The following is a 17,213-nucleotide window of genomic DNA, read 5'->3' as shown; positions in this document are numbered from 1 at the left end:
GGATGGCATTTCTATGACCGATAAAACGACTTGGCTATTGCAACATCCGTGCGCGGAGTTTGTTCTGGGATTGAAAGCGGTATGGGAAGATGATTTTTCTTCTTACGCTTTTAATAATCTGTTTGCTCAAACCTGTGTGTGCCATATGCAGGGTAATGAGTTAAATAGCGCTCAGGAGTTTCAGGCATTTATTCAGTCTGTCAGGCTGAACATTGCCAATTTAAAACTGATCCCGGAAAGCGTGATTGTTCAGGATGATATTCTGCATCTCTTTCACCGTTGGAAAGCGGATCGCTGGCATGATGAGGTGATTTACGGTGGCGAATATTCGAACTTTTGTCAGATCGCAATACGTATCAGTGACGGCAAAATCGTTGAATTATGGCAACAGGCACAGGACTTTCTTTTTCTGCTTGGTACGCCGCTTTCTGAAGAATGTCTGTCTTACCCGGCCTGGCAACAGCGTGTGCTGATTAACGAAAATGGGAGGCTGCATACCGTCTGTGATGAACAGTCTGTACAAATGAGTGAACGGGCTAAACAGCTTGTTGATTGTGTCTTTAGTCAGGATTCGTTACGCCAAATTAACAGCCTGCTTCACCCGGAGATGGTATTTCATAATGGCGATATCACTGGTCATGGAATTGCTGAATGGAAAAGTTTTATTTACGCATTACGGACGGCGATAGGAAAGGAGGGAGTCACGCTATTTGATGAGTTATTTATTCGCGACAAAAACACCTTAACGTTATTTGTCCGAATGGAATTAACTCAAGCGTCTCCCTTTGTTTTATCCCGCCTGAATGGCATGTTTTGTGTATTAAAGCTGGAGATGGATGAACACCGCATTACGAAAATTCAAACGTATCCTGAAAATTATCTGTTTTTCTTAGGCATTGATTTTCCTCAGCATGAAACGCGTCTTAAGCAGCTTTTTCGCGGAAATCGGCTGCCATTAGAGACAAAACCTCAGCTGAAACACGACGCAGAGATAAAAATTCCGTCGTCCCCCAAATCTGTTCAGGATGAGCAAGTGGTTATTGTTGGGATTGCAGGGCGTTTTCCGCAGGCGGATTCTGTGGGGCAATTCTGGAAAAACCTGCTGGAAGGAAAGTCGGTTTTTTCCGCTTTTCCGGAGGATCGCCCGTGGTTATCGGCGGGAACTTTCATTCGTTCCGCCGGATTTATTAATGATATTTTCCGGTTTGATGAACAGTACTTCCAGATACCGCCCGCCGTCGCTCAGTACATGGACCCTCAGCATCGTTTGCTGCTGGAAGTCATTATTCAAAGTATTGAAGACAGCGGTCATGCGAATCAGGACATGAGCGGCGATCGTACCGCGCTGTTTGTTGCGGCCTTAGCGAATGATTATGAAAAACTGTTGAGAGACAAGGATGTAGAAACAAACTTCTATTATTGGGCCGGTAATGAACCGGCCATGTCATCGGGCAGGATAGCCCGATTTCTTGATATTCAAGGCCCGACCCAATTTATTAATACCGAATGCACGGGAGGCGCAACGGCATTGCTTGGCGCCTGTGATTTGATTCGCTCAGGGCATGTGGATCAGGCCATTGTCAGTGCAAGCAGTCTTTTCCTGCATCCTTACGGTTTTATTGCGCGTGAGGATGGCATTCTGTCGCCAGCGGCGGCACCTGAATTGTTCAGCAAGCGAAGCAAGGGGCAACTCAGGGGAGAAGCGGTTGTCTCGGTGGTCGTTAAATCGTTGTCGAAAGCGCAACAAGATGGGGATGATATCTATGCCATTATTGCCGGCGGCGCGGCAAATAATAGCGGAAGGACATTTTCCCTCATCTCAGCCAATGTTGAACAACAGGCTAAAACCATCAGCAAGGCCTGGAAAAATGCGGGAGTATCGGCAGATGATTTCTCCGTTATTGAATGTAACGCATCAGGTGTCAGAGCAGGCGATTTCACAGAAATCACTGCCCTGAAAAAAGTTTTCCTGCCCGATCAGCATATTCATTTATCCACGGTAAAAGGTGCTATCGGACATACCGAGGCGGTTTCCGGTCTGGTGGCACTGGTGAAGGTTCTGCTGCAATTGCGTTATCAGACCATTATCGGCACTCAGGGACTCAGCGAGATTGATGACAGTTTAGGCATCGATGGGTCGGGGCTTTATTTCAATCATCACCATAAAAAATGGGAATCCACCACGCGGGAAGGGGGCACGTTACCCAGAATTGCCGGCATTAATTCATTTGCCGGTGGTGGGTATAACACCCATATTGTGGTTAAGGAGTTTCTCGGGCAAAAAAACACCGATATGAATCAAACAATAATGCCGAAAACAGAAATATCGGTGTTAATCCCGCTGTCATCGCACTCGGAAGCCTCATTACGTGACCATATCGTGCAGATAAAATGCTATTTACAGGAACAGGATTTACAGAAACAACCTGTTGATTTAGCGCGTTTGGCATTCACGTTGCAGTCCCGTGAGGCACGGCAATATCGGGTCATTTTGGGGGCTTCCCATTTATCTGAGCTGATATCACAGCTGGACAGCATACTTAATGGCGATATTGGTATTCAGAATGTCGAGGAACCTCAGCAGGCGGAGACATTAAGATCGGCATTATCTTCCTCACCCTCCTTCCTGATGGATGGAATGACCACGGAATTGATGCTGCGTTGGTTAAGGGGTGAGGAACCCGACTGGTCATGTTTATGGGAAAATAAATATCCGGTTCGCCTATCCGGTTTGCCGGTTCGTGCATTTTTAGGCGCTATCCATCACCCACCATTTTCCATTGATAAATCGGCTCCGCCATCAAATGACGCACTGAAATCCTATCAATTCCGGGTTAGTGCGGCTGAGCCTTATTTGCGTGAACATGTGGTCAATGGGCAAATGATGCTTCCGGGGGTGGTTCATCTTGAATTTGTACGGCATGCAGCCATGTTATTGCTGTCAGACCGCGCCGCAACAAAACCGTTGAGTCTACGCAACGTAGGTTGGGTGAAACCGGTTATCAAGGCGGAAGCAGAAACCGCATTGACGCTGACGGTGAATATTAAACCTGAGACGTCACCGGCAGAAGAAAATGCTTTTTGTTTCGATATCGCTTTTGATAGCGCTTTAGGAACAGAAACGCGTGAAGAAGCCGATAACAGTTATCTGGATTCATTGACCATCGGCAGTATCGGTTTCTCGTCATTACAACAAAGCCCTTCTCTGGATATAGAACAGTGTCAGCGATCCTGTCAGGAACGTCGGTTAACCGCCGAACAATGTTACAGCGTGCTTGAGCTGCTTGGCATTCAGATCGGCAAGAAACATCGGGCTATTCAGGAAATCGCAATAGGGAAAAACAGTCACGGAAACACTGTTGCACTCGCAAAGCTGGTATTTATAGCCGATAACGCCCCGGTTTACGAGTTCGCCCATCAATCGATACCGTTCAAACCAACACTGTTCACGCTCTGTCCTGCTATGATGGATGGCGCGCTACAGGCGGCTTATTTGGGATTACTGACACCAGAAGATCTCAAACAGAGGGCTGTCACACCAATTCCTTTTGCCATTGATGAAATCCGGGTTATTCGGCCGGTTAAAGGTGAAGCCTGGGCATGGGTAACAGGCGCTGCTTCGTCTATCAGGAAGAGAGATATCGTCATTTGTGACAACAAGGGGGATGTTTGTGTTGAGATTAAAGGATTTTCAACCCGGGAGCGAGCATCTGTAACACCTCCTGCCGTGGCACAGGTTGACGTTTTGCAAATAGAGCATGCGCAAAATCAGCCAGTACTCGAAACCCTAATCGGACAGATAAAAGCGATAATAGGTAAAGAATTAGGCATAGCCCCCACACAGTTGCGGGCTACTGAACCTTTGGATAAATATGGCATTGATTCAGCGATTGCCATACAACTGGTTGCGGTATTGGAAAAAACATTTGGTTCGCTGCCTAAGACCTTATTTTATGAGTACAAATGTATTGCCGATCTCGCTCGGTATCTGGCTCAAACGGTCACACATCATGCAGATCAATCCCTTCTTTCTTTAGATCAGAAAAAAGAATTTTTGGATCAGAAAAAAGAATCTCACGCTACCAATCAAGGGCAGAATATCGCTGATCATCGGCTGAACATTGCTATCATCGGGATAAGTGCAAAATACCCGCAATCAGAGAATATCGCCCAAATTTGGGACAACCTGAAACAGGGTAAGCGCTGTATTAGCGAGGTTCCTCAGAATCGCTGGGATTGGCAGCGTTATTATCATGGAGACAGTCAACATACGCACCTCAGCAAATGGGGCGGTTTTCTGGACGGCGTTGATGAATTTGATTTTGCGTTTTTCGATATCTCTGAAAGTGAAGCCGCGACAATGGATCCACAGGAACGATTATTCTTGCAGGAAGCGTGGAAAGCGATTGAAGATGCCGGCTACACTCCTGAGACACTATCTGATGACGGGAAGAGCGAAAAAAATGGCATAAACGCGGTCGGGGTTTATGCCGGTTCAATGTACAGCGAGTATCAACTACATGACGTGACATCCGATGAACTGAAGCAACCGGTTGGATTAGTCGGCAGTCAGGCCAGTATTGCTAATCGGCTTTCTTACTTCATGAATTTTCACGGACCCAGCATGGCGCTGGATGCCATGTGTACCTCTTCTATGGTTGCGATGCAACTTGCGTGTCAAGATCTGAAACAAAGGCGTACCCACGCCGCTATCGTCGGCGGCGTTAATCTGACGCTTCATCCCAATAAATATTTAACCCTTAGCCGCCGGAAAATGCTGTCTTCATCGCCTGAACTTAACAGTTTTGGTGAAGGCAGTAGTGGTTATATCCCAGGAGAAGGGATTGGTGTTCTGGTATTAAAACGGTTAGAGGATGCATTGAATGAAGGTGCGCACATTTATGGTGTGATTCAGGGCTGCGCGGTGAATCAAAATGGCCGATCGAATGGATTTGGTGCTCCAGATCCGAAAGCCCAGCAGAGGGTGATTGAGCAGGCCATGACTGAAGCAAAGGTTAATGCAGATGAAATCAGTTACGTCGAAGCACACAGTACAGGCACGCGATATGGCGATCTGATTGAAGTTGGCGCATTAACAAAAGTCTTTCAAAAACGCGCAGATAATCGTCACTCTGTATGTCTGATGGGTTCGGGAAAGCCGAATTTCGGTCATTGTGAAGCGGCGGCAGGGGTGGGCAGTGTGATTAAAGTTCTGCTCCAAATGCAACATAAGGCGATTGCTCCAACACTTTATGGTGAAAGGCTTAATTCCGATATTATTTTCGAACAGACACCTTTCTGCGTAAATTCAACGTTAATGGAATGGAAACAGCCCCACAGGGAAGGGGTGAACATGCCAAGAATCGCCGGCATCTCTTGTTTTGGCGCTGGCGGAACCAATGCACATCTTATCCTGGAAGAGAGCAAACAGTCTAAGCGGCCAGAAATCGAGATAAATCTCCCCTGCGCTATTCTTCTTTCGGCGAAAACCGTTAATGCATTGCAAGAACGCGTGAAACAGCTGTATGACTTTTTATCGCGCTATCAATCTGAGAACAGCGGTAAAGAAACAGAGCTTGTACTGGCGCGTTTGGCGTTTACCTTACAGGTTGGTAGGGAAAATATGCCAGTACGTGCAGGCTTTCTGGTTCAAAGTCTGGAAGATTTATGCCAGCAGCTTAAACAGTGTGAGTGCAATAATGAAAACATCATCACGCTCAGCAATACCGATCAGTTTGAAGAAAGCGTGTGGCAAGAGAAGATTAATGGCTGGTTGGCGGAAAATAACCATCGCGAGTTACTCAATATCTGGCACAAAGGCGCAAATGTCAAATGGCATCAACTGTATCGGAATCGACTGCCTGAACGTATAAGCCTGCCAACTTACCCATTTGAACGTTATAAAATCGAATTAAAGGCGATTGAAACCGTACCGTTATTGTCGACTATGCCGACCAGCGTACAGGCAGCCCATTTATCCGGTGAGGATGGATTTGCTTTTCTTTCCAATCGGACGATGGCGTTTCGGGAAAAAGCTGAGAGATCTGTTATCAGGACACTGGAAAATATTATCGGTCATGAAGTCCCGTCGGCGAATACGCCCTTTTCAGCCCTGCATCTGACATCACTGCATATCGTCCGTTTTCTGGATTTTTGGCAGGTTGTTTTCGGGGTATCTCTCCCATTTACGATTTTTTATGAACAACGAAACGTAAGAGCACTGGTTGGTGATTTGATGACCTGTGAGCGACTGACAGAAGAACAACTGTTCGCCGCAGCAGCGCTTTTGCTCCCTTCAGCAAAAGAACATGCAGCGCAAATCTTCCCACTTTCTGAACTGCAAGAGTCATTTGTGATTGGACGGGCACTCTCTACGTACGGTCAACGTGTTGGCAGCACACTCTATTTTGAACTGCATATCGCACAAGCCATCCCCCTTCAACACATCGAATCAGCCTGGAATCATTTAGTTGATCACCATGAGGCACTGCATACGGTTGTTAACAATGATTTTCAGCAACAGGTGCTGGAAGATTATGCCTATTATTCCTTCTCAGTCACTGATTTATCGGAATATTCAGATTCAGAAAAAGCCGATTATCTGACAAACAGCCGAGCAACGTTGAATTGTAAGGTGTTTGACTTAGCGTGTTGGCCGTATTTCGACATCAACGCATTGATATTGGATGCGGAACATATCGTTGTGCAAATTGCACTGGATGAAGTGATCGCCGATGCCGCCAGTGTCTTTTTGTTGGTCGAACAGTTACGTCATCTGTCAGAAGATCCTGATTATCCATTGCCGACAACCTATTCTTTGAAGAAATACCTCACCTTAGTTGAGCAGATCCGCATCGGTGAGTATTTTCAACAGAGCATGCAGTATTGGATTGATAAATTAGGGAATATTCCGCCCGGACCGGATCTGAAACATCTTCCGGCGCAATACCCTGTACCACAGACGGTGCATTGTTTAAGTGCGGAACTGACTCCCGAATGGTGGGCAGCCATAAAAACTCAGGCCAATATGTTGTCCTGTTCAACCGGCGCGGTGTTGCTGACTATTTTTTGTGAAGTGCTTCATCAGGTGACGGAACAGGCACGTTTTAGTCTCAATCTGACAAACTTCAATCGGTTAGCCATCAATCCGCAGATCAGCGGGCTGGTGGGATTACTCGCCAATAGCAATATTTTTGTTTCGGAATGGGAATCGGAAAACACGTTTCAGTCCCGGGTCATTGCCTGTCAGCAACAGCTGGATAGGGATGCCAGTCATAGCTTTGTCGGGGCGGTTAATGTACTCAGAAAGTTGCGACAGAATCCGGCTAAACGTGCAGACATACGCTTGCCGGTGGTTTTTACGAATTTAATCTCTGCTGCATTTCAACAACCCAATCCCGAGGGGGGGTGGTCTGTTCAACACATGATGAATACAACGCCTCAAGTGGCGCTGGATCATCATGTCTTCGAAGTTAACGGACGGTTGGTCTACCGTTGGTATGTCGCCCATGCGGTACTGGAACAAGGTTCGGTCGTTGCTTTGTTTGATGCTTATCGTCAAAAACTGATTGCCCGGGCGCAGTCTATTTCAGAACAAGCGAGTTCAGAACCCGCTGTTTCAGACGGGCAGCAAGGGCACAGTTTAGAGAGAGAAAAAGAGAAAGCGCAGAACGCCTCTTTTCCCCTGCTTGGTATTCAAAAAGCTTTATATGCGGGGCAAATGATGCCCGTAAAACTGGGCGGGAAAACCTGTTGCTGCCATCTTGAGTTTGATATTGATGTGCTCGATATCTCTCGGTTAACCCGCTCCTGGCATGAGATTGTTGCTTATCATCCGGTGCTGAGAACGCGTTATCTCGCTTCATTGCATCAGGACGTGCGGGATAACGTACCGGATTATCCTATCCTGACCGACAATGTAATCGGGACAGAAGAAGCATTTCATCAGCGATGTCATGCAATACGTAATGAAATGTTGCTGACGCGTTATCCTGCGGGGGAATATCCCGGATATCGCATTCGGGTGTGTACGCTTGAAGGGCAGAAAAATCGCCTGTTTGTCAATTTTAATTTTGTTCTGATTGATGGAAAAAGTGTTTTTCTGGTACTTAATCAATGGTTTAATGCCTATAAATCAGAAATCTATCGATTGCCGACACAGAACATCACCTTTCAGGATGTCGTCCTGCATTATAAGCATCAGCAGAAGATCTCAGGCTATGTAACGGCGAGGGATTACTGGCATGATAAATTCTCCCGGATGCAGCAGGGGCTTCATGGATTAACGCCATTCGCTCATCAGGCATCACTTCCCGCACCATTGACGCAGGTCTTGCCTTATTACCGCAGGATACAGGCGCTGGCTGAAAAGCTGGGTGTTTCTGTTGACAGTATCCTGCTGGCGGCTTTCGGTTTAACGCTTTTAAACTGGAATCGATTAAAAACCGGTAAGCATGAACCTATTACCATCGCGGTGGTTTCCTGGGACAGATATGCTGGCGTGCCTGAAACCACCACCGGAGTATTTACCCGTCTTAGCTGGGTCAGTTTTTCTGAGACCGATCCAACTCCAGAACCGCTTATTCACCGGGTTCAGGCGCAACTGGATAGTGATCGGCATCATGATTCTGTTGATGAGTTGGAAATGGCCGCGCATTATCCTGATTTACATTTCCCGATTATTTACACCTGCCTGCTGGCTTACGGCAAGGATTTCCCTGAACCCGCATACAGCGTTTCCCAAACACCGGGGGTTGTCTTGGACAATATTCCCACCGTACTCAATACCTCCTCCCTCCGCCTCCAGTGGGACATACTGGAATGTGGCCGGAATGAATTTTCCGCTGTCTTTCAACAATATTGTTCCTGTCTCAAAAAATGGTTTTTTACGGATGAAATGCTCAATTTTGGGCATCAGAGGAAAGACCTTGCTGACTATGATGTGCAGAACTCTGTAACCGTGGACGGAATGCCATCATGATGAGGAGAAACAGGGGAACTTCTATGGGCGGAAAATGTAATGTTAACGATCTCAATGAATTCATTGAGATATTAATGGTTGAGCATTCGGTTGATTTCAGTAATGACTTGTTTGATCAAGGAATGACATCGAAATCAATCATGCAGGTGCTGATTCGTATTCGGGAACGTTTTGACGTTGATCTTGACCTTGATGAGTTTTTGCGTACCCCCACAATGGCGCGCCTGCGCCATTTAATTAGCAGGCAGATTGAAAACAAGCAGCAGGATATCGGGGAGCTTGTCAGAGCAGGCGGCACTCTACAGCGGCTTGAGCAACTGATGAAAGGCAAGGTACTCAAACCCAATCAGGATTTGTTTGAACATGGCTTTAATTCGCTGAATGTCATGGAGCTGGTTGTGGCCGTGAAGAAACAGTTTGGTGTTGATATTGAACTGGAGACGTTACTGTCAAAGCCCACGTTAGAGACGCTGGCAGTGTTGATTGATCAACAGTGCGATCAACAACCTGTTTTGCCGGTGGCGGCTGAAGAAAAAGAACTGTCTGTACTGTCATCGTTATCAGAAAAACAGGCATTCAAAGAAAAACAATTCAACATCCGTCACTTGGACAGCAATTTTGACACGGTTCGTGCCAAAACACTCTCACCTGAGCAGTTCCAGCAGCACTATAACGTTCGCCGCACTTTCAGGGTATTTGATGATGCGCCCATGCCAAAAGACAGTGTCTTGGGCTGGTTGAGCGCACTCAACGCCATGCTGATTGATGGCAGAGATCGATATCTCTATCCATCGGCAGGCGGAACCTACAGTGTTCAGATTTATGTCGAGATAAAACCCGGCAGAGTCGGTGGATTTTCAACCGGCTTTTATTACTATAATCCGATTGAACACAAGTTGGATAAAATTTCATCGGATGAATTGCCTCATAACAGCCATTTTTACTATAACCGCCCCTATTATGACAATGCGCACTGCTGCTTATATTTTGTGGTGGAGTACGACGGTATTCGCCCTTTGTATAAAGAGAAAAGTGATTTTTTTGCGGCGATTGAAATCGGTGCCATTGTTCAGCTACTTTCACAAAAACAGGCGTATTACCCGATTGGTTCCTGCCCGTTATCCGGCGTCGATGAGAACGCGTTAGCTGGCGTACTGAAGCTTAAGGAGAGCCAGCGAACACTGTTAGGCATGGCTTTTGGGCTGGTGGAGAAAACGCAGTTTCAGGAACCTGAGATCAACAGTTCTGAGGCGCAGGGGCAGGATATTGCCATTATTGGCGTACAGGGGAAATACCCTGATGCGCCGGATATCGAAACATTCTGGCAAAACCTCAACGATCAGAAAAATTGTTTCTCCCGAGTACCTGATGACCGTTGGGGAACACAGGAACGTTTTGAACATTGGGGAGGATTCGCGCATTCGATTACGAATTTTGATGCTGATTTTTTTGGTATTTCAGCGACAGAACGGGAACGGATTTCAGCTCAGGAAGCCTGTTTTTTAACGAGTGTTTACGAGCTGTTGGACAGTGCCGGATACAACGGCGAAAATTTGCAGCGTCTGGGGCCGTGTGTAGGCGTCTTCACCGGCGTGATGTGGAATGAACCTGTCGGTTCAGCCGAGGAAACTGGGATACTTGCGGAGTCAGTCAGTCGCTCTACCTTCTCATCCATCGTGAACCGGGTATCCTGGTTTTTCAATTGGACAGGGCCAAGTCTGGCCGTAGATACGAGTTGTTCGTCTTCATTAACGTCGATCTATCTTGCCTGTCAGGCGATTGCGCAGGGTGACTGCGATGTGGCGGTGGCAGGTGGTATCAATCTTTTTGCCCACGCTACCCATTTTACGGATCTCAAACGATTTAACATGATTTCCGAACGTTGCGATGCTCAGGTATTTGGCGAGGATGCGGCTGGAATTATTCCGGGAGAGGGGGTTGGCGTTGTGCTGTTAAAACCGCTTTCTCAGGCGGAAGCCGACAACGATCATATTTGGGGAGTAATCAAAGGCGGCGGCATTGCCCATAGCGGCAGAGTATCGGGCTATGGTGTTCCTTCAACAAAACAGCAGAGTGAACTGCTCAAAAGTACACTACAGAAAACAGGCTATGATGCAGACGCTGTCGATTATATCGAAGCCGCGGCGGCCGGCACAGTATTCGGTGATGCTTCAGAAATTCGCGCGATACAGACCGCCTTTGCAGAGCGCCATTCTCCGCTGTTTGTCGGTACGCTAAAGCCGAATATCGGGCATCTTGAATCCGCCTCTGGAATATCACAAGTAACAAAAGTACTGCTGCAAATGAAGCACGGGTATTTATTGCCCGTTATGCCTTATAACACCCTGAGTCCGTTGATAAAATTGGATGACAGCCCGGTCAGTATTGTGGCTGAACCACGTCAATGGCAGGGAACCCGACAACAGCCCAAACTGGCGATGGTAAATAGCTTTGGTAGTACTGGCTCATATGCCAATCTCCTGCTGCAAAGCTATCATCCGTCAGTGCAATGTTTGCAAAAGAGCGCGAATATCAGCCTGCCGGAATTGTTTGTTCTGTCAGCGAAATCACCGGACGGACTGCAACACTATGCGGAACGCTGGGTGCATTTTTTTGAATCGGCATTGAAAGATAACAGGGAAATACCACTGCAACACCTATTTGCTGTGGCCCAGTCAGGACGGGAGCACTTTAATCAGCGTTTAGCCATTCCCGCCAGCTCAGTACCCGCTCTGCTCACAAAGCTGAAACAATGGCTTGCAGACGGTGCCGGAGCCGGTATTTATCAGGGGCGCGTTGCGGCGGATTATGACACCGCAGGGCAAGAGAGTTTAATCTTCAATGCCGAGCAGAATCACGAGATTGCGGAAGCCTGGGTAAAAGGCCAATGGCAGAACTGGCAGCATTTTCACAGGGATGAATCGCTTCCCAAAATGCCACTGCCTGTTTATCCGCTTTATCAATCGCAGCAGGATTTATTCCCTATGAATACGCAACCGCGTGAGTCTGCGATTAGCCATCGCCTGCCAGTGGACAGTCTTTCACCCGCACAGGCCGCCGATAAGCGTTCGCTCAGTATAAAAGAACTTTTGCTTTCTCTGATTGCTCGCATCCTGCAACAGCCTTTAGATCAAATTGATAGCAGCATGAGCCTGTTTGCATTGGGAATGTCATCATCTCAGGCGGTCAAATTCGTGCGGATGGTGGAATCACATACGGGCATGAATCTTCCGATTGCGATCCTGCTGGAGAAAAATTCAGTGATTGAACTATCGGATTATCTGACAGAACAATATGGTGAAAAACAGTATGCCGAAATAAAGGGGAATGACAGCGCGACATCCGAACTTCAGGAAATTATTCAGACCGTACAGGCTCAGGCGATAAATACTTTTACTTCTACCAAACAGGCAAGAAAACCGGAAACCTATCCGCTATCCGAAGGTCAGAAAGGATTATGGGTTCTCCATAAACACGCGCCTCAAAATAGTGCCTACAACTGTCCGGTCTGTTTCCGGGTCAATGGCCGGATAGATCCGCAATTATTTCAACAGGCGTTGAATTTACTGGTTAAACGCTATCCCATACTGGCAACCACTGTGTTCGAAGAGGAAGGGCTTCCCTATTTATTCAATAACCCCCAAAGTGCATTAAGGGTGAATGTTGAAACAGCATGGTCATTGACGGAGAAGGAACTTGAAGCCTATCTGTTGGAAAAGATAAACCAGCCTTTTGATTTTGATAACGATGCCTTATTACGGGTCAATTTGCTGTATCTGTCTGAAAAAGAAATCATCATTTTATTGTGTGCACACCATATTGTTGTGGATGCCATGTCTGTTAATCCAATGGTTTCTGTATTATTCAGCTTTTATCACCAATTATCAGTGAATCAGCCACCTGTTGTGGAAGCAGGAAAAGACAATTGGTATGACTTTGTGATGCACGAGCAGGTGCTTTTGCAAAGTGACGAAGGAAAACGTCGGTTAGATTATTGGAAGAAGACACTGGCGGGCGCGCCTGTTTCCACCAAATTACTGGCGGACAGCTCATACCTGAATGTTGAGAAATATAAAGGTGAAACACTGACACGGACGTTATCCACCCATTTCTCCGCAAAATTAAAAGTCTTCGCCGACACGCATTCTGTTTACCTGTCATCCGTTTTTTTAAGCCTGTTTCAGTTAGTGATCCATCGTTTTACCCGACAGGATGATATCGTCATTGGTATGCCGACGGATGCCAGAACGGAAGAACATCAGCGGGAAAAGGTGGGCTACTATGTTTATCCTATCCCTGTTCGCAGCCAGCTCTCGCAGGATATCGGCTATCCGGAATATCTGAGAACGTTACAACAGACAGTATTAGATGGTTTAGCCCATGCTTTACCTTTTCCTGTCGTGGTAAGAACCTTAAATCTGTCTCAGAGCATGGATGATTCCCCTCTGTTTCAGATGGCTTTTGCCTATCAACAGGCCATGCTGCAAGAGGAATATCAGGCTTTAGGCAAGCTGATATCGGCAGAACATTTAACCCAATATTCTCAGACCGGGGAATATGAGTTTATGTTGGAAATCGTTGAAGCGGCAGAAACCTTCACATTAAACATCAAATACAACCCTTCTTTATATCACCAATCCACCGCGCTGAGTGTGATTGAACACTTAACACGGTTATTGCAGGAAGTCGTTGAACAGCCTGAACGGAAGCTGATTGATTTTCCACTGGTGGATCAAAGAGAGTCTGTTCAAATCCTTGAGGAATGGAACCGTACCGCTGTCAATCTTGGGGAGGTTTGCTGCGTTCATGAACTGTTTGAACAACAGGCTGCAAAAACGCCGGAAGCCGTGGCCGTGGTATTTGAAGATATCACCCTAACCTATCAGGCACTTAATGCGAAAGCAAACCAACTGGCGTACTGCTTGCAGGAACTTGGCGTTCAAGCGGGAACACGGGTCGGTATCTGCCTGGAGCGTTCTGTGGAAATGATTGTGGGTTTATTGGGCATCTTAAAAGCCGGTGGGGCTTATGTGCCCCTTGAACCTAACTATCCTGCCCAGCGGCTGGCTTATATCCTGAAAGATTCGGGAGTTCCCGTTGTATTAACGCAGAAGCATCACCAATCGATTTTTACCCATTTCGACGGGAAGCTGTTGTTTTTAAATGCCCAGCGCACCGAGTTGCATTCTCACCATGTTTTGCCGAATCCTGTGGGGAACACGCCGGATAACCTTTGTTATGTCTTGTATACATCAGGTTCGACAGGCACGCCTAAAGGATGCATGTTACCGCATTCCGCTATCGTCAATCGGCTTCGCTGGATGCAGGATAAATATCGGCTGAATGTCACGGATAACGTCCTGCAAAAAACACCCTATAGCTTTGATGTCTCGGTATGGGAGTTTTTCTGGCCATTGATGGCAGGAGCAACATTAGTCTTTGCCATTCCGGAAGGCCATAAAGATCCTGATTATCTTATCCGGTTGATTGGTGAACAGCAGATCACCACCTGCCATTTTGTTCCTTCCATGCTGAATGTTTTCATCAACACGCGTGGCAGCGAGAAATGTGTTTCATTAGCGCGTATTTTTACCAGTGGAGAAGCATTGCCGTATAGCGTCCTGGAGCGCGTCAACCAAAAATTGCAGGTCAAACTCCATAATCTCTATGGACCAACCGAAGCCGCCATTGATGTCAGTTATTGGGAAGCCGAAAAACGGGAAGATAAAAAAACGCTGATAGGCAAACCCATTGCCAATACGCAACTTTATATCGTCGATGATCGCATGAATCTTTTACCGATTGGCGCGCCGGGAGAGTTATTAATTGGCGGTGCTGGTCTGGCAAAAGGGTATTTAAATTTACCGGAACTGACGGAGAAGTGTTTCATTCCTCACCCGTTCTCCTGTGATCCGACAGAGAAAGTCTACCGCACAGGCGACCTTGCCAGATGGTCAGTGGATGGCAATATTGAATTTTTGGGCAGGATTGACACTCAGGTCAAGGTCAGAGGATTCCGTATTGAATTAGGTGAGATTGAAGAATGCCTGAAAAGCTGTGATGGTGTTAAAGCTTGCGCCGTTCTTTTAAAGGAAGATGCGTACGTCGGTAATTTCATTAGCGCTTATGTGGTGTTGCACCAAAACATGACGCTCTCTATCAAGGAACTGAATGCTTTTCTGAAACAGCGCGTACCTGATTTTATGGTTCCCGCGCAAATGAATATATTGGATGAATTGCCAGTCACAACTAATGGAAAACTCGACAGAAAAGCACTGTCTGCATTAGAGACAACCCCACTATCCGATAAAGCGTTTGTGGAACCCTCTTCTGCCATTGAGCAACAACTGGCGGATATCTGGAAAGAGGTGCTCAATCGGAAACAAATTGGTATTAACGACAATTTCTTTGAAATAGGAGGGCACTCGTTAACCGCAATCACACTCTTGTCCCGCATTCAGGATCTCTTTCCTGAAAATAAACTGTCTTTAATCCCGTTTTATCAGGCACCCACGATCACAGGCATGATCCCCTATTTATCCGGTACGGGAAGCGCAGAAGCTGAAAACGCCGAAAAGGGGTTTCTGTCGTTGCTGCATCGCAGTCAGGAAGAGAATCAGATAACGCTGGTTTGTGTGCCTTATGCGGGCGCTGCCGCTACGGTCTATCAGCCATTGGCACAGGCATTAGCGAAAAAGAACGCCAGCTATTCAGTCTATGGCGTCACTGTCCCCGGTAATGCATTTGGCAGCAGGTATGAAGAAACTGGCATGGACTACAACATGCTCGCTGAATTATGTGCCAGAGAGATAGTGGAACACGTTTCAGGGAAAGTCGCCATTTATGGTCATTGTGTTGGCAGTTATCTGGCACTGGAAATTACCCGAAGACTGGAATTAAAGGGAAAACCTGCCGAATTTTTAGTGGCGGCGGCGGCATTCCCGTTACCCCGAATTGTTCGCTATCTGCCTTTCAATGACCGATGGAAACATAAAAGCGATGGATCCTTATTACAGCTACTCAAAAAATGGGGCATTCCCGCTGATGGGAAGTTGGAGGATTCTGTTGCCCGCTTTTTAGTTTTTCGTTTCAGGAAAGATGCAAAGTTGGCCTATCAATACGAGAAACAACGGGGCAATTGGCGGATAACAACGCCGTTGGTGAATTTAGTGAGTAAACAAGATCCTTTAACTAAAAAATACGCTTCTCAGTATCTGAAATGGAAACAGTGTGCTCATGACGTCAGTTTGATCACATTAGACGAGGGTCATCACTATTTCATTACTACCTATCCAGAACGGGTAGCCGATGTGATTGAGCAGCTCACACTCAACGCCAACGTCTTGTAGCTGCGGATCATTGGCAAAACGTAAGAAGGAATCGATATGAAATTACAGAACAAAATACTGGTTCGATTTTGCTGGTCATGGATCGTGCTGGTGTGTGTGGGAACGATCATCCATGGCATCTATCGAACCTGGTGGATTGCAGAAGGGGTAAGCGGCAATCTACAGCCCAACCTGTTAAATCCGAATCAGACGAATGATATGGGGTATATAAAACATCACCTTATGTCCTATATGCATCTGGTTACCGGCATTGTGCTCTATATCTTAGGGCCTCTTCAGTTTGTTGATCACATCAGACGAAAATGGCCAAAAGTCCATAAATGGTCAGGATATTGCTTCTTCACCACCATTATGGTGGTGGGAATAACCGGGATTTTAATGGGAATTCTGTTTCCCGTCGGTGGGACATCAGAAACGTCTTCATCGATTTTATTTTCTCTGGTTATGATCTTCTGTGTCTTAAGATCTATCGCAATGATTTTAAAGAGGAGGGTCGAGCTTCATCGCCAGTGGATGATCCGCAGTTATATGATTTCACTAGGCCCCGCCACAATGCATGCCCTTATTCCGCTGTTTATACAGATCGGTGGAAAAGGCATTGGTGAAGCGCTGTCGTTGTCGCTGTGGATTGGATTCACGATCCATCTCATTTTGGCTGAGGTTTGGATCCACAACTCACGGCCGCCAGAAAAGGGGCAATCTGCCGAATCGAAAAAACAGAAGGCTGCGGCTGCCATTCCAACCCCGACATCTCAGGAAAGATACGAAATTACACTTTAGGTTGGTGTTATTAGGTGATTGCTATCACTGTGGGCAGATTGGCTTACAGGGAAAGCAAGATATTTTTGTGTGGCGATTTATTAACCTTTGCGTTTATATAAGGA

3 protein-coding genes are annotated in these 17,213 nt (G+C 46.6%); all 3 read left to right on the top strand.

The features are described 5' to 3' along the window. Positions 1-13: 13 nt before the first annotated feature. Genes Xets_RS13105 through Xets_RS13095 form a run of 3 tightly spaced genes read left to right on the top strand, consistent with a single transcriptional unit; the run spans position 14 to position 17,109 of the window. On the top strand, positions 14-8,980 hold the full coding sequence (locus Xets_RS13105) for a beta-ketoacyl synthase N-terminal-like domain-containing protein (protein WP_187651831.1): 8,967 nt from the start codon (positions 14-16) through the stop codon (positions 8,978-8,980). A 23-nt stretch (positions 8,981-9,003) separates the two neighbouring features. Beyond that, positions 9,004-16,329, top strand: a complete 7,326-nt coding sequence (locus Xets_RS13100) for a non-ribosomal peptide synthetase (RefSeq protein WP_187651830.1) — start codon at positions 9,004-9,006, stop codon at positions 16,327-16,329. A gap of 36 nt (positions 16,330-16,365) precedes the next feature. Continuing rightward, positions 16,366-17,109, top strand: coding sequence for a DUF2306 domain-containing protein (locus Xets_RS13095; protein WP_187651829.1), 744 nt, complete (start codon positions 16,366-16,368; stop codon positions 17,107-17,109). Positions 17,110-17,213: the final 104 nt, after the last annotated feature.

Origin of the sequence: Xenorhabdus sp. TS4 (assembly GCF_014467265.1) — a bacterium.
In the GTDB taxonomy this organism is placed as follows: domain Bacteria; phylum Pseudomonadota; class Gammaproteobacteria; order Enterobacterales; family Enterobacteriaceae; genus Xenorhabdus; species Xenorhabdus ehlersii.
Note: the sequence above shows the minus strand (reverse complement) of the source record. Positions and strands in the feature narration are given on the sequence as shown.

Excerpts from the sequence above, each read along its gene's own strand:
- Xets_RS13105 (WP_187651831.1), top strand. The coding sequence starts at position 14 with ATGACCGATAAAACGACTTGGCTATTGCAACATCCGTGCGCGGAGTTT.
- Xets_RS13095 (WP_187651829.1), top strand. The coding sequence starts at position 16,366 with ATGAAATTACAGAACAAAATACTGGTTCGATTTTGCTGGTCATGGATC.
- Xets_RS13100 (WP_187651830.1), top strand. The coding sequence starts at position 9,004 with ATGGGCGGAAAATGTAATGTTAACGATCTCAATGAATTCATTGAGATA.